Annotated in this window: 20 protein-coding genes and 3 pseudogenes; 11 read left to right on the top strand and 12 right to left on the bottom strand. The window is 38.7% G+C overall.

The window, feature by feature from the left end; all coding sequences use genetic code 11:
- Nucleotides 1-541 precede the first annotated feature (541 nt).
- From L652_RS0109080 to gpsA, 4 genes are read left to right on the top strand one after another with little or no spacing between them, the layout of a single operon-like run.
- Nucleotides 542-973, top strand: a complete 432-nt coding sequence (locus L652_RS0109080) for a rhodanese-like domain-containing protein (RefSeq protein ID WP_002957784.1) — start codon at nucleotides 542-544, stop codon at nucleotides 971-973.
- Between the two features lie 31 nt (nucleotides 974-1,004).
- The gene (gene grxC, locus L652_RS0109075; RefSeq protein WP_002957783.1) at nucleotides 1,005-1,262 is read left to right on the top strand and encodes a glutaredoxin 3; all 258 of its coding nucleotides are present in this window, start codon (nucleotides 1,005-1,007) and stop codon (nucleotides 1,260-1,262) included.
- A gap of 34 nt (nucleotides 1,263-1,296) precedes the next feature.
- Complete coding sequence (secB, locus tag L652_RS0109070; RefSeq protein ID WP_002957782.1) at nucleotides 1,297-1,782, top strand: protein-export chaperone SecB; 486 nt, start codon at nucleotides 1,297-1,299, stop codon at nucleotides 1,780-1,782.
- Nucleotides 1,783-1,785: 3 nt separating this feature from the next.
- A complete protein-coding gene (gene gpsA / locus L652_RS0109065) occupies nucleotides 1,786-2,793 on the top strand; it encodes an NAD(P)H-dependent glycerol-3-phosphate dehydrogenase (RefSeq protein WP_024597561.1) in 1,008 nt (335 codons plus the stop codon).
- A gap of 68 nt (nucleotides 2,794-2,861) precedes the next feature.
- Here the strand turns inward: gpsA and trmL are convergent, their stop codons facing one another.
- Nucleotides 2,862-3,326, bottom strand: a complete 465-nt coding sequence (gene trmL / locus L652_RS0109060) for a tRNA (uridine(34)/cytosine(34)/5-carboxymethylaminomethyluridine(34)-2'-O)-methyltransferase TrmL (protein WP_002957780.1) — start codon at nucleotides 3,324-3,326, stop codon at nucleotides 2,862-2,864.
- 109 nt (nucleotides 3,327-3,435) lie between these two features.
- Between trmL and L652_RS0109055 the strand changes: the two genes are divergently transcribed.
- Nucleotides 3,436-4,350, top strand: coding sequence for a cation diffusion facilitator family transporter (locus L652_RS0109055; RefSeq protein ID WP_029753364.1), 915 nt, complete (start codon nucleotides 3,436-3,438; stop codon nucleotides 4,348-4,350).
- On the opposite strand, the gene L652_RS0109050 is transcribed toward L652_RS0109055, so the two are convergent.
- The 3 genes and pseudogenes from L652_RS0109050 to L652_RS0109040 all read right to left on the bottom strand — a co-directional run bounded on the left by L652_RS0109050 (nucleotide 4,313) and on the right by L652_RS0109040 (nucleotide 7,317).
- On the bottom strand, nucleotides 4,313-5,260 hold the full coding sequence (locus L652_RS0109050; RefSeq protein WP_024597562.1) for an alpha/beta fold hydrolase: 948 nt from the start codon (nucleotides 5,258-5,260) through the stop codon (nucleotides 4,313-4,315). The genes L652_RS0109055 and L652_RS0109050 overlap by 38 nt on opposite strands.
- Before the next feature lie 3 nt (nucleotides 5,261-5,263).
- Nucleotides 5,264-6,650, bottom strand: a pseudogene (locus L652_RS01000000123570) (ATP-binding protein).
- Nucleotides 6,628-7,317, bottom strand: a complete 690-nt coding sequence (locus tag L652_RS0109040) for a response regulator (protein ID WP_024597563.1) — start codon at nucleotides 7,315-7,317, stop codon at nucleotides 6,628-6,630. The pseudogene L652_RS01000000123570 and the gene L652_RS0109040 overlap by 23 nt, the downstream one beginning before the upstream one ends.
- Nucleotides 7,318-7,482: 165 nt before the next feature.
- Here L652_RS0109040 and L652_RS0109035 point away from each other — a divergent pair, with 165 nt between their 5' ends.
- A complete protein-coding gene (locus L652_RS0109035) occupies nucleotides 7,483-7,971 on the top strand; it encodes a Spy/CpxP family protein refolding chaperone (RefSeq protein WP_002957775.1) in 489 nt (162 codons plus the stop codon).
- Between the two features lie 72 nt (nucleotides 7,972-8,043).
- On the opposite strand, the gene yacG is transcribed toward L652_RS0109035, so the two are convergent.
- The 8 genes and pseudogenes from yacG to nadC form a co-directional block, all read right to left on the bottom strand.
- Nucleotides 8,044-8,274, bottom strand: a complete 231-nt coding sequence (yacG, locus tag L652_RS0109030; protein ID WP_024597564.1) for a DNA gyrase inhibitor YacG — start codon at nucleotides 8,272-8,274, stop codon at nucleotides 8,044-8,046.
- Nucleotides 8,275-8,375: 101 nt separating this feature from the next.
- Nucleotides 8,376-10,052 (bottom strand): type IV-A pilus assembly ATPase PilB, encoded by a 1,677-nt coding sequence (gene pilB, locus L652_RS0109025; protein ID WP_002957773.1) that lies wholly within the window; start codon nucleotides 10,050-10,052, stop codon nucleotides 8,376-8,378.
- A gap of 126 nt (nucleotides 10,053-10,178) precedes the next feature.
- Nucleotides 10,179-10,820, bottom strand: coding sequence for a dephospho-CoA kinase (coaE, locus tag L652_RS0109020; protein WP_024597565.1), 642 nt, complete (start codon nucleotides 10,818-10,820; stop codon nucleotides 10,179-10,181).
- 1 nt (nucleotide 10,821) lies between these two features.
- A pseudogene (locus L652_RS01000000123565) lies at nucleotides 10,822-11,720 on the bottom strand (A24 family peptidase).
- Between the two features lie 163 nt (nucleotides 11,721-11,883).
- On the bottom strand, nucleotides 11,884-13,113 hold the full coding sequence (locus L652_RS0109010) for a type II secretion system F family protein (RefSeq protein ID WP_024597567.1): 1,230 nt from the start codon (nucleotides 13,111-13,113) through the stop codon (nucleotides 11,884-11,886).
- An 86-nt stretch (nucleotides 13,114-13,199) separates the two neighbouring features.
- A complete protein-coding gene (locus L652_RS0109005) occupies nucleotides 13,200-14,543 on the bottom strand; it encodes an O-antigen ligase family protein (protein ID WP_024597568.1) in 1,344 nt (447 codons plus the stop codon).
- Nucleotides 14,544-14,607: 64 nt separating this feature from the next.
- On the bottom strand, nucleotides 14,608-15,021 hold the full coding sequence (locus L652_RS0109000) for a prepilin-type N-terminal cleavage/methylation domain-containing protein (RefSeq protein ID WP_029770243.1): 414 nt from the start codon (nucleotides 15,019-15,021) through the stop codon (nucleotides 14,608-14,610).
- A gap of 483 nt (nucleotides 15,022-15,504) precedes the next feature.
- A pseudogene (gene nadC / locus L652_RS01000000123560) lies at nucleotides 15,505-16,358 on the bottom strand (carboxylating nicotinate-nucleotide diphosphorylase).
- A gap of 326 nt (nucleotides 16,359-16,684) precedes the next feature.
- Between nadC and ampD the strand changes: the two are divergent.
- From ampD to L652_RS0108965, 5 genes are all read left to right on the top strand, one after another.
- The gene (ampD, locus tag L652_RS0108985) at nucleotides 16,685-17,239 is read left to right on the top strand and encodes a 1,6-anhydro-N-acetylmuramyl-L-alanine amidase AmpD (RefSeq protein WP_024597570.1); all 555 of its coding nucleotides are present in this window, start codon (nucleotides 16,685-16,687) and stop codon (nucleotides 17,237-17,239) included.
- Nucleotides 17,240-17,252: 13 nt separating this feature from the next.
- On the top strand, nucleotides 17,253-18,104 hold the full coding sequence (ampE, locus tag L652_RS0108980) for a beta-lactamase regulator AmpE (RefSeq protein ID WP_024597571.1): 852 nt from the start codon (nucleotides 17,253-17,255) through the stop codon (nucleotides 18,102-18,104).
- A gap of 352 nt (nucleotides 18,105-18,456) precedes the next feature.
- Nucleotides 18,457-19,206 (top strand): pyruvate dehydrogenase complex transcriptional repressor PdhR, encoded by a 750-nt coding sequence (pdhR, locus tag L652_RS0108975; protein ID WP_002957764.1) that lies wholly within the window; start codon nucleotides 18,457-18,459, stop codon nucleotides 19,204-19,206.
- 90 nt (nucleotides 19,207-19,296) lie between these two features.
- Complete coding sequence (gene aceE, locus L652_RS0108970) at nucleotides 19,297-21,963, top strand: pyruvate dehydrogenase (acetyl-transferring), homodimeric type (RefSeq protein WP_002957763.1); 2,667 nt, start codon at nucleotides 19,297-19,299, stop codon at nucleotides 21,961-21,963.
- Nucleotides 21,964-21,973: 10 nt separating this feature from the next.
- The coding region (locus L652_RS0108965; protein WP_029770242.1) for a biotin/lipoyl-containing protein at nucleotides 21,974-22,468 on the top strand (495 nt) is incomplete at its 3' end.

The following is a 22,468-nucleotide window of genomic DNA, read 5'->3' as shown; positions in this document are numbered from 1 at the left end:
GTTTTAGCATACCGTGTTTTTAAGCTAGGATCAGCATTGAAAACAAGATATTAAATTTTTTCACTTATACCTCATTGACTAACCTGAACTCTGCTTGAGATAAATTTATTATCCAGAGTTCTTGTTAACTATATATGGGGGGGCTTTATCGTTTTTTAAACGCCTCTAAGTGCTCCTAAACTCGCATTTTAGGTTGGTTTGGGTATACTTGCGTGGCTAAAGTACAAAATCCTTAAAATATTAGGGCGTGTTGCACTTTGGTGGTTGAATTTGCAGCAGTATGTTTGGTTTTTAGGCAAGGCAGAGCCTATGAAGTGTGGTTACTCCCCATAAATAGGCGATAACGTAGCATAAATACCAAACATACGCTGCCCGCTGGGTTCTTTCTAGGGACTATTACCTCTTTGTTGCTCGGTTTTTACTTAGCCCACTAGGTTACAAATCTCGCGCCGCGATTTAATCGCCCCTAGATTGAACAAATTTCAATCCACAAAGGCCAACACGCCCTAGGTTTAAAACATAATTTCATAGTGGAAGTAGAATGGATCAATATATTGAATTTATTACAAATCATCCCATTTTAAGCCTTGCTTGGGTTGGTATTGTTTTCCTTATTGTTAGTGGCTGGATAAAAAGTAAGCTTTCAGCTGTTCGTCAAATAAATCCCCAGCAGCTTACGTTACTTATTAACCGTGATGACGGTCAAGTAATCGATATACGTGCGCAAAAAGAGTTTAATGCAGGGCGTATTTCTGGTGCTGAGCACTTAAGCCCAGAGAATGCGAAAAAATCTGACTTTTCAAGCCTTGAAAAGTACAAGACTAAACCCATTATAGTTGTATGTACTACAGGTATGACTGCCCAAGGTACTGCAGCCGCTATGAGTAAAGCTGGTTTTGAACGAGTTTACTTATTAGCAGGTGGCATGGGTGCGTGGCAATCTGCCAGCTTACCAACTACAACAGGTCGCTAATCAGTTTAGCTAGGCCGATAGAGGATTTATTATGAGTAATGTTGTTTTATACACCAAGGCGTATTGTCCATTTTGTCAGCGTGCTCTTTCGCTTTTAAACAGCAAAGGCGTTGAATACACAAATTATGATATTGGTGTGCAGCCTGAGCTACGCGATGAAATGATTGCCAAAGCAGGTGGTGCAAGCACAGTACCGCAAATTTTTATTAATGATGAACATATCGGTGGCTGCGACGACATGATGGCTATTGAAGCGCAAGGTAAACTTGACGCTAAGCTAAACGCTTAATTTAATTATAATAACGAACAAGTTAGGAATAACAATGAACGAAGAAAATCAAAACGTAGCAGCTGCTGAAGCTGGCGCACAATTTACTATTCAACGCATTTACACTAAAGATGTATCGTTTGAAACGCCAAACTCTCCGGCCATCTTTCAAAAAGAATGGACACCAGAAGTTAAGCTAGACCTAGATACACGCTCAAACAAGTTGGACGAAGGTGTATTTGAAGTTGTTTTAGCGCTAACTGTAACTGCATCTATTGGTGAAGAAACTGCGTTCTTATGTGAAATTCAACAAGCAGGTATTTTTACTATTGCTGAAGTTGAAGAAGTGCAACTTGCGCACATGCTAGGTGCATTTTGTCCTAACGTGTTATTCCCATATGCACGTGAAGCTGTTTCAAATCTTGTTAACCGTGGTACTTTCCCACAGCTTAACCTTGCGCCAGTTAATTTTGATGCGTTATTTGCACAATACATGCAACAACGTACTGCGCAAGCTGACCAGGCTTCAGCAGACGCATAACTTATGAGTACAGCAACTACAGCTGTTACTGTATTAGGGGCAGGGTCTTACGGCACCGCCCTTGCTATTTGTTTAGCCCGAAATGGTCACCAGGTGACACTTTGGGGAAGAAATAGCGACGACGTTGCCACGCTTGCAGCTGAGCGGAAAAATCAACGTTACTTACCTGATGCTCCTTTCCCAGATACTCTTACTCTTGAAGCTAACTTACAACATGCCGTTGCTAGCAGTGCTATTGTACTTGTTGTTGTGCCAAGCCATGCTTTTGGCGACACGCTTGCGCAAATAAAACCTGCATTGCAAGAGGGTGCTAAAGTAGCGTGGGCAACTAAAGGGCTTGAGCCTAATACTGGACGTTTGTTACAAGAAGTTGCTTTGCAAGAATTGGGTGATGACATACCACTTGCGGTACTTTCGGGTCCTACGTTTGCAAAAGAAATGGCGATGGGGTCACCTACAGCTATTTCAGTGTCTTCTACGTCACCTGAATTTGCGCAGCAACTGGCTGATTTACTTCATTGTGGTCGCTCATTCCGTGTGTATAACAATGATGACTTTATTGGTATACAGCTCGGTGGTGCGGTTAAAAATGTAATTGCAATTGGTGCCGGTATTTCGGACGGTGTAGGTTTTGGTGCTAATGCGCGTACCGCGCTCATTACCCGAGGCCTTGCAGAGCTCACTCGTTTAGGTTGTGCTCTGGGTGCTAAGCCAGAAACCTTTATGGGAATGGCAGGCCTTGGTGATTTAATACTAACCTGTACAGATAACCAATCACGTAATCGTCGATTTGGTTTGGCGTTAGGTAAAGGCGAGAGTGTTGATGCTGCTATTGAGTCTATTGGCCAAGTAGTTGAAGGCTTTAGAAACACTAAAGAAGTGTATTTACTAGCGCAGCGTGCTGGCGTAGAAATGCCAATCACAGAGCAAATTTATAAAGTACTTTATGAAAATAAAGACATGAAAGAAGCCGCTATGGCTCTTTTAGGACGAGAACAACGCGCTGAATAAGCGCTTGAGCTAGGCCTTAACTAAAAAACCGACATTATGTCGGTTTTTTATTGCCTAACGGATTATATTTACTGGGCGTTAGGGAAGCCCAACTGACGCCACGACTCGTAAACAAACACGGCAACTGCATTTGAAAGGTTCATACTACGGCTATTTGCTTGCATAGGAATACGTACACGCTGATCGTTTGGTAATGCTTGAATCATTTCATCAGGCAGGCCGCGTGTTTCAGGACCAAATACCAAGCAGTCGCCAGCTTCGTAACTTGCTTCATGATGAAACTGACTGCCTTTAGTTGTACAGGCATACACTTTTTTAGGTTTGCATTTTTCAAGGTAGTCCTCAAAAGAGGCATGGCGTTGAACATGGCTAAATTCATGGTAATCAAGGCCCGCACGTTTCACGCGTTTATCGTCCCATTCAAAACCTAATGGCTCAATTAAATGTAATGCATAGCCAGTATTGGCACATAGGCGAATAATATTACCTGTGTTAGGCGGTATTTCAGGTTGGTATAAAACAATATCCAGCATAATGAGCCTTATAAAATAATCTGTAGTTTGACGAAGGGCAGTATACACGAAACCTTTTAAAAAAATGATATACTCAACACATTCAATACAGTGATTAATGGATACACGCGTGCATAACCGTAGCTACGAATTTTGGGTTAAAACTTCCAGCATTGTTACCATGGTCATGGTTAGCTTAATGATCGGCGCAAAAACATGGGCCTGGCTGGCTTCTGGCTCGGCTTCAATGCTTGGCTCGTTAACTGATTCGTTAATGGATATTACTGCCACCGCTATGAGCTTTTTAGTGTTGGGTTACGCACTGCGCCCAGCAGATGATGACCATAGATTTGGACACGGAAAAGCTGAAGCACTTGCAGGACTTGGCCAAGCCGCATTTATTGCTGGATCAGGTTGCCTACTTGCTTTTCATGGTATTGAGCGATTATTTAACCCTATACAGTTAAGCCATTCTTTATTAGGTGTGTGGGTAAGTATTTTTGCTATTGCGTGTACGCTCGTCATTGTATTTGTACAAAACAAAGTGGTTAAGTATACCGATTCAATTGCTATAAAAGCCGACTCAGTACATTACAAAGGCGATTTAATATTAAACGCTGCTGTGCTGTTAGCTATTTTGTTAGCTTATTATGGCGTGTTGTATGCAGATCCTATTTTTGCAATAGGTGTAGCGGGTTACTTACTTTATAACAGCTGGGATATAGCTCGCGATAGTGCCGATCATTTAATGGATAAAGAGCTACCTGATGATGAAAAACAAAGCATATTTGACATAGCCAGAGCCCATGCTGATGTGCATGGCGTGCATGATATTCGTACTCGCCAAGGCGGAAAAGTTAAGTTTATTCAAATGCACTTAGAGCTTGATGATCATTTAAGCTTGATTCGCGCGCACAATGTGGCTGATGAAGTAGAGGCAATGCTCAAAGAACGTTTTGAGTCTGAGGTAGATATACTGATCCACCTCGACCCTTTGTCAGTACTTGTTAAGCCGTCACCGACTCACAAAATTGATAAAAGTTAGTTAATAGCGGCTTTCGAATTTCGTCACGTTCAAAAAGTAGCTCGTGTTTAGCGCCTTCAAAACTCTCAATCGTTGCATGAGCATGCCTTTTTGCAATACTGTACTGTGCTTCGTTGTTTACCACTGTATCGCTAGCTGCACTTGCTATAAACAAAGGGATTGGTACGTTTAGGTTATCAACAGACTTTAAAAACGATATTGTAGCTGCTAGCCAGCCAAACGTAACGCCACCTAATTGTATGTTAGGTTCTAATTTATAGGTTTGCCTAAAGTAGGTGTAACGCTTCTCACTGCTAGTAAGTACGTTTTCGGTAAATGGGATCGGGTTGTAGTTGCCTTGTCCAAATGCATAGCAAGAGTGTAAACCAAGTAAAGTGGCTAATTTAACAATAAACTTCGTTGGTATTTTTGGTACGTCTTTTGTAAAAATATCAAACATAGGAGCAGACAAAAACACGCCTTTATAGCTATTTTCAAATTTTGCTAAATAATCAATAGCAATGGCGCCACCCATTGAATGAGCCAGCATGACTTTTTTACCTTGCCAATGTTTTGAAACTATTTGCTGATCAAAGTTATTTAGGTCACTGCTGTAGTTATTATAATGTTTTACAAAGCCTTTATGTTTATTTTTAAGGTGCCTGTAAGAGCGGCCCTGACCTTGATGATCCATAATAAACACAGCAAAATTATTACAATACAGCTCCCAGAGCAGTTCTTTATATTTTTCTAGGCCTTCAATACGCCCTGTACTTACTACTATTGCGGTTGTCGCGTTTTTAGGGATTGCGTATGCGTAAAATAGCTTTCCTGATGGCGTATCTAAGTAGCTTTTAATTAAATTTTCAGTATAAAAAACATTAATGGCCTCTTGATTGCTCTCAAGCTGGGCTTCTGAACTATAAAACATGCTTTACTCTTTTATTAATGGCAAGGTTATATTAGCACACAAGCCACCTAGTTCTTTATTTGATAATACTAAACTGCCACCATGCGCAGTAATAGCATTTTTAGCAATCGCCAGCCCTAAACCCGTACCACCACTTACGCGATCCCGCGCATCTGATTGCCTAAAAAAGGGCTCACAAAGCTTGCTCAGTTGATCATCGGGCACACCAGAGCCATCATCACATATTTCTATATAAATGGCATCTGTGTGCTTTAGAGTAATGCTAATTGTATTGTTTGCGTATTTAATAGCGTTACGAAGTAGGTTTTCAAGCGCACTGGCAATAAGTGTTTCGTCGCAATTAATATTTACCTCTACAGCGCCCACTATATTTAGCTGCTTATTATTTTGTTTTGCTTCAAACTGCGCATCGTTAATAACGTGATCTACAATTATTTGTAATGATTGTTTTTGCAGTGAAAGCGCTTGGCTTTTTGCTTCTAAGCGAGAAACTTGCAGCACGTCTGCAATCATCTTATCAAGTTGGTTTGCTTCTTTTTCTATGCGTAATAAATACGATTGGCTANGTAGCCATTTTTAAACGCGTAAGGGGCGAGCGTAACTCATGTGATATGTCGGCTAATAAGCGTTTTTGTGAACTAATTAAAAGCTCTAGCTGATTGGCCATGCTGTTAAAGTCTCGCCCAAGTATTCCCAGCTCATCTTTTCGGTTTACAGAAATGTCGGCTCTTGCGCTTAGGTTGCCCGCTGATAGTTTAATAGCTGCTTTTTTAAGACTATTTATAGGGGCTATTAAGTTACGGCTAAATACAAAGCTTAAAATAAGAGAGGCAACAATTGCGATGACTATTTTCATCCAATTAGGCATAAGCTTAAAGCGCATTAATAGCGGCGGTTGATGGTTAATATCTATTTCATAAAGATAAAAACTCCCTTCAGGCACGTTTATGTTAACAGGGCCGAAGGCTTGATATTTTTCAGTAAAAATAATTTGTGGTGACATATTTTGAGTAAAGTTTAATAAACTTAAGTCGATGCTCTCTGGCACCTCTTTACTACTAAGGGAGTCTTCGCTTTGAGCTGCGCTTAAGTATAAAAGTTTACGCTTTGATAGGCGAGGGTGTACTAATACATCGCTTAGGCTGCGCTTATGTTTAATAGCAGTGCGCTCAATACTTTTAGCGGTATATATTAAGTTTTTTTTCATAGGGCCATAAAGCGGCTCGTTAGTTACCGCGTTAATAGCGGTAATGTTACTTAAAAATATAAGCGCTGCAACGGTGCCGATTATAGTTAACCAAAACCAAATAAATATTTTAAAAAACAGGTAGTGCCCAGGGTGTTTTAACCAAGCAAAGTAAGTGCTTTTATTCGCCTTGGATAAAGACATAACCCGTACCTCTCATTGTTTTAATTCGCTCACCTGGAATATGCTCTGCTATTTTTTTGCGGATATTACTTACATGCATATCGATAGAGCGATCAAAAGAAGCTAAACGCCTACCTAGTACTTCTTCACTAATTTGCTCTTTACTAACCACTTCACCTGCATTTTTACACAATAGCGTGAGTATTTCGTACTCTGTACCAGTAAGCGTTAGTGTAGAGCCGTCTATTGAGGCCTCTCGAGCTGCAAGGTTAACAGTAATGCCATTAACGAGTAACTTACTCGTTGTAGCTATATTTAAACTATTAATGTGCTCTATACGGCGAGTTATCGCTTTTACGCGGGCTAGTAATTCACGATGATTAAAAGGCTTTGGAATGTAATCGTCAGCGCCTAGCTCTAGACCAAAAATACGGTCAAAGTCTTCACCTTTTGCTGTAAGCATTATTACCGGTGTGAGTTTTGTTTGCCTAAGTTGTTTAAGTACTTCAAAACCATCAAGCGTTGGTAACATTACATCTAGCAATATAAGGGCGTAGTCATTTGCTTGTGCTAGTTTAAGGCCTTGTTCACCGTCGTGTACGCTTTGTATTTCAAAGCCTTGGACAGTTAAATATTCACTTAATAGCTCACAAAGGCCAGTGTCGTCATCAATCATTAATAGTCTCATTTACAAACCCTTAGAGTTGTTTATAGCGTTATTTTACCCGCTAAATAGTGCAAAGGTGAATCTTTACACAACCTTTACACTGCTTTGCGTTACTTTGCGTTGAGTTAGGTATAGTTAACTCACTGGCTTAGCAGCCACAACCAACCCAATATTAAGGTAATGATTATGACTAAATTAAACACACTTTCAAAATTAGTACTTATCTGTGGCTTAGCAACAGCAACGCTTGGTGCTGGTAGCGTGTTAGCTAAAGGCGACGGACATAAGCAAGGCCATTCTCAAGCTCGCTTTTTACTTTCTGAGCGCGGCGTTGAAAAATTAAACCTAACAGATGAGCAGCAAACTAAGCTAAAGGCTATTTTTGAAGCGCAAAAAACACAAATGAAAGCTCTGCGTGGCGACGATAAAGAAGCCCGTAAAGCGATGCGTGAAGCGCACAAAGCAAAAATGGATGCATTACTTTCGGCTGCGACATTTGACGAAAATGCAGCAAAAGAGCTATTAAATGAACGTCATGCAAAAGGTGAGCAATTTGGTTTAATTAAACTAAAAACACAACACCAAGTAATGCAAGTGCTTAACGCTGAGCAAAAAGAGAAGTTTGCTAAAATGCAAAAGCGTATGAATAAAAAGCACCGTAAACAAAAAAGTTAATTTTACTTTTTTGTAAATACTAAAAAACCAGCGTAATGCTGGTTTTTGTATTTAGGGCATTATGAAGATAAATTATTTAAAAAAGTCATCTTCATTTTTAGCCATCATTGCCTCAATATCTTCTATCATGTCTTGGCTAAACTCTTGTGCCGAGGTGATTGGTGCAGAAATTTTATTATTTTCGAACGACCATTCACCTAAATCAATTAGTTGGCAGCGCTTTGAGCAAAAAGGGCGAAATGGGCTTTGCTCTGACCATTCAACTTTAGTTTTACAGGTTGGGCAGTTTACAACAGTAGGCATAAATTACTCTCTACAAATTTTTGGTGCATATTACATTACTTAGATATGAGTCTCTAGCTATAAGGCTCTGAGCTTAGAGCCTTATCTTTTACTGTGGGACTTTAAAAATTGGTTACGCGGTTTATTTCACCAAGGGATGTAAGGCCATCGGCTGCTTTGCGTAAACCCGATAAACGTAAATTATTAAAACCGGCTTTAAGTGATACCTCTGCTATTTCAAGCGAATTTCCACCGCGCATAATAATTTGGGCAATTTCAGGAGTAATTTGCATTACTTCGTAAATACCCACACGCCCTTTGTAACCATCAGTACAGCTATCACACCCTTTAGGCATATATAACGTCATTTCTTCAATTTGCTCGGCACTAAATCCTTGGCGAGCAAGTTCTTCACTCGGAAGTTGTTCTGGCGTTTTACATTTAGGGCACAAGCGACGTGCTAAACGCTGGGCTATTATTAAGCTAATCGAACTTGCTACGTTATAAGCGGGTACACCCATATTTAATAAACGAGTGATTGTTTCCGGCGCTGAGTTTGTATGCAATGTTGATAAAACCAAGTGACCTGTTTGCGCCGCTTTTATTGATATTTCTGCGGTCTCTAAGTCACGTATTTCACCTACCATAACTACATCAGGATCTTGACGTAAAAATGCGCGCAGGGCGTTGGCAAAAGTCATATCGGCTTTAATATTAATTTGTACCTGGTTTACACCTTCAAGGTTAATCTCAACCGGATCTTCCGCAGTACTAATATTACGCTCAGGCTGGTTTAATATATTTAAACCTGTGTATAGCGATACTGTTTTACCAGAACCCGTTGGCCCTGTTACAAGTATCATCCCTTGAGGCTGGGCAAGCGCGTCCATGTAGAGCTTTTTCTGCTCAGGCTCATAGCCTAATACATCAATGCCTAACATAGCGCTTGATGAATCAAGGATACGCATTACTATTTTTTCGCCCCACAAGGTAGGCATGGTACTTACACGAAAATCGATACTTTTGCGTTCAGTAATTTTTAGCTTTATACGACCATCTTGTGGTTTGCGTTTTTCGGCAATATCGAGTCGCGACATTACTTTAATACGCGCAGAAAGCTTGGTTGCTAATGTATTAGGTGGGCTTGCCACTTCATGCAAAATGCCATCAATACGAAAGCGAATACGGTACTTGTGCTCATACGGTTCAAAATGTAAATCAGAGGCGCCTTTTTTAATGGCATCCATTAAAATTTTGTTGATATATACGATGATAGGCGCATCATCTTTATCGTCATCTTGTGGTGCTGTATCTCTTTGGCTTTCTGAGTCTAAATCAGCAAATTCTTGAAACTCGTCATCAGTTAGATTTAAGCTGCCAGTGGCATCTAGTAATTGCTCAATTTTGTTATCGAGTTGAATATAATCAACAACAACAATTTCGCATGAAAGACCGGTACTAAACTCAAAGTTTTCGAATGCGCCGTAATCTGTTGGGTCTGATGCTGCTATATAAACTTTTCGATCTTTTTGAACAAGCGGTAAAATGTGATGTTTACGTATGAGTTTTTCTTTTACGAGATCGGCCGGGATTCTTGTAGGATCAAAGTCTTTTAAATCAAAATAAGGTACGCGAAACAAATCAATGCATTGTTCAGCTAAATCTTTACTATCGATTTTTCCACATTTAGAAATAAGCTCAGCTGTTGAGGCAAATTCATTTTGTTTGTTTTTAACCGTGTCGGCATCAATGCGGCCAAGGGTTATAAATTTTCTCAATAACGGTGAGTTAATATTCATTGCGCACCTGTTTTATTCCTTCAATAGTAAGCAATTTATCAGAAAAAAGAAGGTGATTACATCACCTTTCATTCTTTGTTGTGATTTTACTAACTAAAATACGAGTTTGTGTGAGTTAGGACAGTGTTAAAGTGAGTTAGTTTTGTTGTGTAATGCATATTGTAGGTACTTTTTATGCAGATCAACAAGTTCTATATGCACTAGGTTTAAACTACGGTCGTTATTTAAAATATCATCCGCTTTTTGCTGTTTATCGGCACGTGACATTTGCGAGGCAATAATACTTTTAACTTGCTCACTACTTGTGTTGTCACGTTTTGCTGTACGCGCTACTTGTACAGAGGTTGGTACGTCAATAAGTAAGGTATGGTCGCAATATTTATCAAGGTTGTTTTCAAACAATAAAGGCGCTACTAAAACAACATAAGGGCTAGTTGCATTATTTAAATCGTTTAGTATTTTTGCGCGAATAAGAGGGTGTAGCAACGCATTAAGCCATTCTTTGTCACTGTTGTTAGTAAATATTTTTGCGCGAAGCTCTGCTCTATTTAATGTGCCATCAGGCAATAAAATATCTTTGCCAAAGTGTGCTGTAATCGCTTTTAGCCCTTTGCTATTTGGGAGTACTACTTCGCGCGCAATTATATCGGCATCAACTATTGTAATCCCAAGCTCTTCAAACATGTTACTGATGGCCGTTTTACCACAGCCAATACCGCCTGTTAAACCTAATACCCAGCTGTTTACTTTAGTAATTTGCTCACTCATTTTAATAACCAATTAAATTAAAATAAGCGCCTTGAATTTGGTTGCCCCAAAGCATAGTGATCCAGCCAGCTATCGCTAAATAAGGGCCAAAAGGGATAGGGGTCGCTTTGTCTTTACCTTGTATGCTTAACAGTGCAATACCTATAATGGCACCCACTACGCTCGAAAGCAGAATAATAGTAAGCAATGACTGCCAGCCAAGTAACGCCCCAAATACAGCAAGCAACTTAAAATCGCCATAACCCATGCCTTCTTTACCGGTTAATAACTTAAATAGCCAAAACACGCTCCATAGACTTAAATAACCACAAGCNAAGCCGCACCAATAATGGCATCGGTTGGTGTAATTGTGTAACCCATTACCGAGGTAATAAGTGCAAGCCAAACAAGCGGAAGTGTAAGTTGATCTGGCAGCAGCATGTGGTCAATATCAATAAAGGTCAGTGCTACTAAAATCCACGTTACAAAAATATATAATAAAGCTTGCTCGGTCGCACCAAAGCTATAGGCAACAATTAAACTTAATAGGGCAGTAATTAGCTCTACAGCAGGGTATCGGACCGAAATAGGATTACTGCAACTTGCACATTTACCTTTAAGTATTAACCAACTAATAATAGGAATATTCTGCCAAGGCTTAATGGCAGTTTTGCATTTAGGGCAGGTAGAGTTGGGTTTTACTAAGTTAAAAGGCTTATTGATATTGGCTTGTTTAGATTTATTAGCTGTAAGCTCATCATCTAGCAATATGCGGCATTCGCTTTGCCACTCACGTTGCATCATCAGTGGTAAGCGATAAATAACCACATTTAAAAAACTACCAATACATAAACTAATTAAGCCAATAGTGGTTAAATAAAACCACAACTGGCTTTGCATTACTTCAATAATACTTTGCATCATATTACCTGAAAATTATTTTAAAAATTAAGCGTTTAAAAATTAAGTGAAGTATTTATCACATAGAGAAGTGAAAGAGAGTAAATGAGAAGACATTAATAGCCATACCTTATCAAAAAAGTAAGCCTCTCTTTTATTTCCTGTAAATTGTTATTTTTGGTAATTAAATAACAGAGCCAAGTTGGAAAATAGGTAAGTACATCGCAACAATCAAGCCACCAACAAGTACACCTAGTACAGCCATAATAAGTGGCTCAAGTAGGCTTGAAAGGCCGTCTACTGCATCATCAACTTCTTGCTCGTAAATAGTAGCTACTTTAGCAAGCATACCGTCTAGTGAGCCAGATTCTTCACCAATCGCAACCATTTGTATTACCATATCAGGGAATATTTTTGAGTTACGCATTGCCCAGTTCATTTGATTACCAGAGCTCACTTCAACTTTAATATCTAAAATGGCATAGCGATAAACAGCGTTACCTGAAGCCCCGGCAGCAGAGTCAAGCGCATCAACCAGCGGCACACCTGCAGCAAACGTAGTCGACAGAGTTCGTGCATAGCGAGCAACAGCTGCTTTGTTTAAAATCATACCAATTACTGGCAGTTTTAGTATAGCTCGGTCGGTTGCATCTCTGAGCTTTAAACTTCTTAGTTTTGCTTCTTTAAAAGCGTATCCAAAAGCTACAATAGCGATTAGTATCATCCACCAATATGCTTGCATAAAGTCTGATATGCCAATAACAAACAAAGTGAATGCAGGAAGCTCTGCCCCAAAACCTGCAAATATATCTTGAAACTGCGGCACTACAAATATTAATAGTATTGAGGTTACAATGCCGGCGATTACTAATACTGAAATAGGATAAAACATCGCTTTTTTAATTTTTGATTTTAGCGCTTCGGACTTTTCTTTATATAAAGCAACTCGGTCAAATATTTTATCAAGTGCACCAGATTGCTCGCCAGAGGCTACAAGGTCGCAATATAAATCATCAAAATAACGTGGGTGTTTTCTAAGTGCAGTAGATAGTGGTTGCCCCGCTTTTACTTCATCAGCAATAGTTTCCATTAATTTGGCGACACTTTTATTGGTCGAGCCAGAGCCAATCATTTCAATGGCCTGTATTAAAGGAACGCCCGCCATCAACATAGTCGCAATTTGGCGAGTAAGTAGTGCTATATCTTTAGGGGTTACCTTTTGAACACTTTGAATACCGAACAGTGGTTTTGCTTTACGCTTCACTTTTGAAGGAGTGATACCTTGCTTACGAAGCTGAGCTTTTACTAATGCAATACTATTACCTGTAAGCTCGCCTTCAAGTTTCTTCCCTCGTGCACTTACACCGACCCACTGAAAAGTATCGAGGCCTTTATCTTGTTGTTTTTTTGCCATTAAGAGTACCCAGCTGAATTTGGTTTAAACTTCATTATTACAAGCATAACTTAAACTAATGATTCTTGGTAGAAAAGTTGGACGCTTTAAAATCGTTGCCCAACGGACCAAAATCTAGGCCCGTAAATGTAGCCCTTATCAGGGTCAATATTATTATAAATACTTATCGCTTTTTGTAAGTAAAGGTACCATGCAAAAATAAATAAAATGGCTATTAAAGCTTTTAAGTATTTATTTATGGAAATGCTTTGGATACTTTTTTTATTGATTCTACCAAGTAGCAACCCCCACATTATAAATAAGAGTGTTTGCGAAACCGGCATTACATGCACACCAGAAAATAGTGAGTATGTAATTCCTATAGCAAAAGAATAAAAGAGGCTTTCAGTAATGATGTCTTTTTTATGCTTTTTTAAATGTGTTATCGCTTTTTTAAATGTTGTAAAAACAGCGGTTAAAATACATATAAGGGCGATAAGACCCCATTCATTTAAAATTTCAATTAATGAATTGTGGGGGTGACTAAAAGGGGCTGAACTCCCAAGTGACATTTCAAATACTCCAGGACCATTGCCGATAAATAAATGCTTTAAAGATAGGTTAGAAAAAGTATTAAACCATAGCTCGATACGGCCTGAGGAGGATGTGCGTAGTATTTCAGTACCTCCTTTATTTAATGAATCCAGGGCATAAAAAGTAATACAACTTAAAGCAAGGCAGACTAATCCAATAAGTACTTGTTTTTTTAATGTAGTTTTTAAAGCGAGAGCAAAAATAGAGAAAACTAAAAATGAGAGTAAAGCCCCGCGAGCTTGCCCAATAAATATAAGTAATAAGTTTAAAAATAAAATAATAAATACAAGGCGCTGTATGCTTGTAAATTTTAGGAGTAACACTAAAAATGGAAGAATAAATACCTGTACTTGATTAAAAAAGCGAATATTAATAAAGCCTGAGTAAATTATGTATGGATTTAAAGGTTGCTGCTCCGAAAGTGTAAAAATTATATTAAGTAGGCATATTAAAATTAAGCTCGTATGAGCTATCAATAATGCATAAATGATAAATAAAATAGACCTTTTGTCATTTATGGTACTTACGTAATACATAGTTAAAATAAGTAAGCTTATATGAAGCGTGTACAGCAGACTAAAACTTTGCTCCACACTCATCAATGTAGATAAGCAACCACTGAAAATAAAAATTAAGTACAAAACACTGCTTTTTTTATTTAGTGAAAGCTTAAAAGTAGGTTTTTTATTACCTAAAAAAGGAGTAAGCACTAGTAGGCTTGTGATAAGTAAAAAAGCTATTTGAATGATACGTTGGTGGTTATGATAATCGTAGGAAACTATTGGTATCAAAGGTATTAGCGCACATAGAAAAAAAAAGCTGATAAGCGATGGTTTTGTTGTATTTGTTAAATTCATGAATGCTAATTCTTACGCATTAAAAAAGCGCCAAACAAGGCGCTTTTTAGTAATCAATAAATGATTAAGATTGTGGGCAGCTTTTAGGTGCAAGAGTTTTGTCACCTGTAATACCTGTGGTCGCACAAGACCAGCCACCAGTCGATGTACGAGTCCATTTGATTTTAGCACCAGTTACTTGAGTAGGAGCATTTCGAATTGCACACTCAATACCTGTGGCATCAGTTGTAATTGTACAATTTTCTGTTGTATTTTGAAGACCAACAAGAGCATTTGTTGGAGTTGTGCCGCTATTTGACGTTATCTCAAAGCCTGTTCTACCCGCTGAAACTTCAGATAACCCAGCCGTAAGTTTTGATGTTGCTTGATAGTTCGAATACGCAGGCAATGCAATTGCAGCAAGAATACCGATGATTGCTACTACAATCATTAATTCAATTAGGGTGAAACCCTGTTGTTTTTGAGTCATTGTTTTCATGTTTCCTCTCCTAAAGGATAGATTTTTGTAACTTAAATCACTTAAGCGGCAAAATGCCTCACTTAATTTAACTGATTTACTTTACAGTTTTACTTAAAATTAATTTTATTACACTTTAGCTTTAGAGTATGAAACACAAAAGCCGAATGTGAATTCATTATGTTTAGTACTAATTATAAAAGTTTACTAAGTGCACTACATGTTGTAGCAACAAATAGTATAGGCATAAAGTAAGTAGTTTAGTTGATTTAGTTTTTAATTATGTCTTTAAAAAGTAAAGGTACTAGTTATTTATGACTATCTTTTTAAATAAAATAGTACAACAGAATTAGTCTACCATTTTATTTTAGTATTTAGCACGTATCTTATTATAAAAAAGCGATTTAATTTAACAATTTGTTACAAAGTAAGCCTTTTGGGTTATTTAATGCTTTTTTACTTAACTTGTCAATTAATTAGCGGTATTAATTACCCATTATTGCTTCATAATTGTTCAAAGCGCATCGATAAATCGATTGATTGTAAGTTTTTTGTTAATGCCCCGCTTGATATAAAATCGACACCTGCTTGTGAATAAATTTTGAGCGTTTCTAGGGTCATATTGCCTGAAACCTCTAGTTTTGCGCGCTTATTGGTTAAAATTACAGCTTGCTTAATTTGCTCTACGCTAAAGTTGTCTAGCATAATTATGTCGGCGCCAGCTTCAATTGCTTGCTTAAGTTCTGGGAGTGATTCTACTTCTACTTCGACAGGTTTGTTTGGGTGATTTTGTTTAGCTTGAGCAACGGCTTTGTTTATTGTGCCACAAGCCGCTATATGATTTTCTTTAATTAAAAATGCGTCAAATAAACCAATACGATGATTTGCACCGCCGCCACATTTTACTGCGTATTTTTGAAGTGCTCTAAGGCCTGGTATGGTTTTGCGTGTATCGAGTAGTTGCGTTGTTGTGCCGCTTAGCTCTTTTACATAATGGGCTGTAGTAGTGGCTGNGTACCCGATAACGTTTGTACAAAGTTAAGTGCAGTACGCTCGGCAGTTAATATTGAACGCGCTGAACCAGTGGCTGTAAATAATGTGCTGTTTGCTTTAACTGCGTCGCCATCATTAATAAGTACATTAACCTTAACGCTTGGGTCTACTTGTTTAAATACTTCAAGGATGATGTCTTTTCCGCAAAAAATACAGTCTTCGCGGGTGATTACTTTGGCGTTTGCTTGCTCATTTTGAGGGATCAATTGCGCGGTAATATCGCCTTCTTGTGCTGTTTGATAATTTAAATCTTCGTCAAGTGCAAGAGTAACAAGCTGAGTAATAAGAGTGTGCGAAATAGACATGGGATGCTCATAAGCGTTAATAAATTAAGCAAATTTTACTATGTTTATAAAAGAAAGAGAAGCGATTGCCTTTTCACCAATATAAAGATAAGTGCTTATAGTAAATTAGTATCTACGTGTGGGGTTGTATTACCTGTAGATGAGGTTTTATACCTCGCTTTTAATTTCAAAAGTTACGTTACATGAGCGGACGTAAATTAGCACCTACGTGTGGGTTTGAATTATTTGCAGGTAGGGTTTTATACCTGTTTGTTACTATCATTGTTTTAATAAATCCTTTAGCATCAGTGCTATGTATATCTTGATATTTATATAATAAACGTATCATGAAAATAGATTTAGACGGTGTTTTAAGTACTGTAGCGCAGCGGCCTTGTTCGCATTTTGATGAGCGCCCTGATGAGGCTGATATTTCTTTACTGGTTATTCACAATATATCTTTGCCAGCAGGGCAGTTTGGTACACCTTTTGTTGATGAGTTATTTATGGGTAGCATTGACTGCAATGCTCACTCGAGTTTTAGTGACTTAAAAAATTTACGTGTATCGGCCCATTGCTTTATAAAGCGCACCGGTGAGGTTATACAATACGTGCCTTTTGAAAAACGTGCTTGGCATGCAGGGCAATCTAAGTTTGAGGGCGTATCTGCTTGTAATAACTTTAGCATTGGCATTGAGCTTGAAGGTACCGACACCACGCCATACTCTTTAGCGCAATACGAAGTATTAGCTACACTTAGTAAATCTATAATACAACGCTATCCAAAAATTACCCCTTCGCGTATTGTTGGGCATTGCGATATTGCCCCGGGACGTAAAACCGATCCTGGCAGTAGCTTTAATTGGCCATTGTTTTTTAATATGCTTGAACAACTAAGTTAAGAGAGTTATTCCCATGATTTTAGTTTCTATAATAATTGCATTAATTCTGGAGCGTTTAGGGGCTCGGTCTAATTACTGGCAGATAAGCTATTACACAAATGGTTATTTAAATCGCTCTAATAAGCTACTAGGTGACAAAGGCTTATTTAGTTCTGCTCCGGGCTTTTTAATTTGGCTGTTACTTCCAGTAATAGCAATAGCGTTTATTTATTGTTTATCTGATTTTGTACTATGGCAGTTAGCTATTAATATTGCTGTGCTTTTGGTTTGCTTTGGTTGTGCCAAGCAGCGTGCTTTATATAAGTCTTACTTAAATGCCTTAACGCGAGATGATGGTACTGCTGCATCTTTATATGCGCTGCAAATAGGTCAAAAGCGTACTGATGATCAAGATGGTGGCGAAACCTTTGGGCAAACATTGGCATGGGTAAACTTTAGATTTTACTGTGCGGTGATTTTTTGGTTTGTTGTTTTAGGTGCGCCAGGTGCGGTTTTATATGCACTGGTACGTACTTTAGCTGATTTAGTACGAGAAGATCATAAAGTAATATTTGCTAAGCGTTTTAAACTTATACATAAACTATTGTTTTGGCTCGACTGGTTACCTGCACGTATTACCAGCTTTGGTTATTTAGTAATAGGTAACTTTAATAAAGGCACAAGTTGTTGGCTACGTTACGTGCTTAACTTTAAGTCTCCAAATCGCGAAGTAGTAACATGTACTGCACTTGCTGCAGAGCAAATTGAAAAGCGTTATTACGGCTGTACCTACGAAGCCACGTGTATGATTAAGCTTGTTAAGCGTAATGTATTATTTTACTTAGTACTTATAGCGTTGCTTACATTATTTGGTGGGCTGTCTTAAGTTAATACTTTTTTAATAAAGTACCTTATGCAATGTAAGGTGCTTTAATCTCTTCCTGCAGTTTTTAAGTACAATAAAATAGAGCTAATATTCTAATTTATTCTGGTCAGACCAATTGTTTTCATCCCAAATACGTTATAACAATTTTTGTAAATTGCGCATTGTTTGATCTTCGTTCAAAATGCGTTACGCTACTTTAATTGCTCAAACTACCTGTAAATTGACAGCTAATAGTGTTTTTGATACCGTATTGAAAATTTTTGGTATGACCAATTTACCTTTTGGGTAAATCATACTACTTAAAGCCCCGTTTTATGGGCTCTTGGTATTTATACAACGCGGACGTTGATTCATGTCTTTAAAGATTAAAGCAGCAAAATTATCTGATGTTATTTTACAGCAACTTGAGAATATGATTCTTGAAGGCTCGTTAGCACCAGGTGAAAAGTTGCCACCAGAGCGTGAACTAGCAAAGCAGTTTGAAGTGTCTCGCCCGTCACTGCGTGAGGCAATTCAAAAATTAGAAGCGAAAGGTTTAGTTACGCGTCGCCAAGGTGGCGGCACGTTTGTAAAAAATCAGCTCGAAGAAGGGCTTACTGATCCACTTTTTGATTTGATTAGTAAACACCCTGAGTCGCAGTTTGATTTACTTGAATTTCGTCATGCATTAGAAGGGATTGCTGCTTACTACGCAGCACTGCGCGGGACCAGCAACGATTTTAGCAAAGTAAAACAAAGCTTTGATGAAATTGCCTTAGTTAATGATGATTTACAGCAAAAAGCAAAAGCAATTAATGCATTTCACTTTAGCGTGGCAGAAGCCTCGCACAATGTGGTGTTACTGCATTTAGTTAGAGGTATGAAAGCGCTGCTTGAGCAAAATGTATTGCAAAATTTAACTGTTCTATTAAAAAAGTCAGATATTAGCAGTCAGTTAGCCCAACACAGGCGTTTATTAATGGATGCCGTTATTGACGGTAATCCAGAGCAAGCCCGTTTAGCAAGTAATGCGCACTTAGCATTTATCGAAGAAGCACTACTTGAAGCAGGCAAAGAACATTCGCGAATTGAACGTAGTTTAAGACGCACTAAACAAAATTAAGTTAGTACATAACTACTTTGAACACACAAATTAAGTAGCTGTGATATTAAATTAACAATATTCGTATTTTAAACATAAGGAAACCTCCATATGTCTGAAGTCAATAAAATTGACGTAGACGCGCTAGAAACACAAGAGTGGTTACAAGCTCTTGAATCAGTTGTGCGCGAAGAAGGTGTTGAACGAGCTCAGTTTTTACTTGAGCAAGTATTAGAGCAAGCCCGTTTAGACGGCGTTGATATGCCAACGGGTATTACCACGAACTACGTTAATACTATTCCTGTAGATCAAGAGCCTGCTTACCCAGGTGATGTAAATCTTGAACGTCGTATTCGTTCAATTATACGTTGGAACGCGATTATGATCGTTCTACGTGCATCTAAAAAAGATCTCGACTTAGGCGGCCATATGGCGTCTTACCAATCATCTGCTGCTTTTTATGAAGTGTGTTTTAACCACTTCTTTAAAGCACCAAATGATGTAGACGGTGGTGACTTAGTTTATTACCAAGGTCATATTTCTCCAGGTATTTATGCACGAGCATTTGTTGAAGGTCGTTTATCGGCTGCGCAACTAGATAACTTCCGCCAAGAAGTTGATGGCGAAGGCTTACCATCGTACCCACACCCTAAGTTAATGCCTGAGTTTTGGCAGTTCCCTACGGTATCAATGGGCTTAGGTCCTATTTCATCAATTTATCAAGCACGCTTCTTAAAATACTTAGATGGTCGTGGCTTAAAAGACACTAAAAACCAACGTGTATATGCGTTTTTAGGTGACGGTGAAATGGATGAGCCGGAATCACGTGGTGCTATTTCTTTCGCTGCACGTGAAAAACTAGATAATCTTTGTTATTTAATTAACTGTAACTTACAGCGTTTAGACGGCCCAGTTATGGGTAACGGTAAAATTATTCAAGAGTTAGAAGGCTTGTTTAAAGGCGCTGGCTGGAACGTAATTAAACTAGTGTGGGGCAGCGGTTGGGATATTCTGCTTGCTAAAGACACAACAGGTAAATTACTACAATTGATGAACGAAACAATTGATGGCGATTACCAAACATACAAAGCTAAAGATGGCGCATACGTGCGTGAGCATTTCTTTGGTCGCTACCCTGAAACAGCTGCCCTTGTTGCAGATATGACAGATGATGAAATTTTTGCGCTTAAGCGTGGTGGTCATGAGCCATCAAAACTATTTGCTGCATTTAAAAAAGCAGAAGAGACAAAAGGTCGTCCAACTGTAATTCTTGCTAAAACTGTAAAAGGTTACGGCATGGGTGAAGCAGCTGAAGGTAAAAACATTGCGCACCAAGTGAAAAAAATGGACATGTCGCATGTTGCACATTTACGTTCACGCCTTGGTCTTGATGACTTAGTATCTGAAGAGCAATTAAAAGAATTACCATACCTAGAGCTTGAAGAAGGTTCACCTGAGTACAAGTACCTACATGCGCGTCGTGATGAGCTTAAAGGTTACACACCTAAGCGTATTCCACGTTTTAGTGAAAAACTTACGTTGCCAGAAGTAGATGCATTTAAGCCACTACTTGAAGAGCAAAAGCGTGATATATCTACTACTATGGGCTTTGTTCGTGCACTTAATATCTTATTAAAAGATAAAGGCATTGGTAAAAATATCGTACCAATTATTGCAGATGAAGCGCGTACATTTGGTATGGAGGGTTTATTCCGTCAAATCGGTATTTATAACCCGCATGGCCAAAACTACACGCCACAGGATCGTGATATTGTTTCTTACTATAAAGAAGCAACTTCAGGTCAAGTATTGCAAGAAGGTATCAATGAGTTAGGTGCAATGTCGTCATGGGTTGCTGCTGCAACTTCATACAGCACTAACGATTTACCAATGATCCCATTCTACATTTACTATTCTATGTTTGGTTTCCAACGTGTTGGCGATATGGCATGGATGGCGGGCGATCAACAAGCACGTGGTTTCTTATTAGGTGCTACAGCGGGTCGTACAACGCTAAATGGTGAAGGCTTACAACACGAAGATGGTCACAGCCACATTCTTGCAAACACGGTTCCTAACTGTGTTTCTTATGACCCAACTTACGCGTTTGAAGTGGCTGTTATTGTACAAGACGGTATTCGTCGTATGTACGGTGACGACCAAGAAAATATTTACTACTACCTAACGCTTATGAACGAAAACTACCATCAACCAGCTATGCCAGAAGGCGCTGAAGAAGGTATTCGTAAAGGTATTTACAAGCTTGAAAGTTACGAAGGTAAAAAAGCCAACGTACAGCTATTAAGCTCAGGTACTATTATGACTGAAGTGCGCAAAGCTGCTTCAATCTTAAGCGAAGAATATGGTATTGCATCAGATGTTTACTCAGTAACATCTTTCAATGAGCTAACGCGTGATGGTCAAGATGTTGAGCGTTTTAACATGCTTAATCCTGAAAGCGAGCAAAAAACAGCATTTATCACAAGCGTATTAAACGACTCTGTGACTGTTGCAGCAACGGATTACATGAAAAACTACGCAGAACAAGCGCGTTCATTCATTCCAAGCAGCAACTACAAAGTGTTAGGTACAGATGGTTACGGTCGTTCTGATAGCCGTGAAAACCTACGTCGTCACTTTGAAGTTAACGCAAGCTACGTTGTTGTTGCTACGTTATCTGAACTTGCTAAACGCGGTGAAGTTGAGAAGTCAGTAGTTGTTGAAGCACTTAAAAAGTTCAACATCGACACTAACAAACTTAACCCACTGTACGCATAAGAGGTTTGCAATGAGTATTGAAATTAAAGTACCTGATATTGGTGACGACGAAGTAGAAGTAACCGAAATATTAGTAAGCGTTGGCGATAAAGTAGATGTTGACCAATCATTACTAAATGTTGAAGGTGACAAAGCATCAATGGAAATACCTGCTTCTCAAGCAGGGACTGTAAAAGAGATTAAAGTTAACGTTGGCGACACCGTTACAACAGGCTCTTTAGTATTTTTGTTTGAAGGCGAGAGTGAAGGCACTGATGAGGAAAATACATCAGCCGCTGCTCCAGCTAAATCTGAAGAAGCAGCACCAGCTGCTTCTACAGGTTCTTCAATTAAAGAAGTAACTGTACCAGATATTGGCGATGATGAAGTTGAAGTAACTGAAATCATGGTTGCTGTTGGTGACACCGTTTCAGAAGAGCAATCTATCTTAAACGTGGAAGGCGACAAGGCAGCAATGGAAGTTCCAGCTCCATTTGCCGGTACAGTTAAAGAAATTAAAGTAGCC

The sequence above is a fragment of the Pseudoalteromonas sp. TB25 genome (genome assembly GCF_000497995.1).
GTDB classification, from domain to species: Bacteria; Pseudomonadota; Gammaproteobacteria; order Enterobacterales; family Alteromonadaceae; genus Pseudoalteromonas; species Pseudoalteromonas distincta.
Note: the sequence above shows the minus strand (reverse complement) of the source record. Positions and strands in the feature narration are given on the sequence as shown.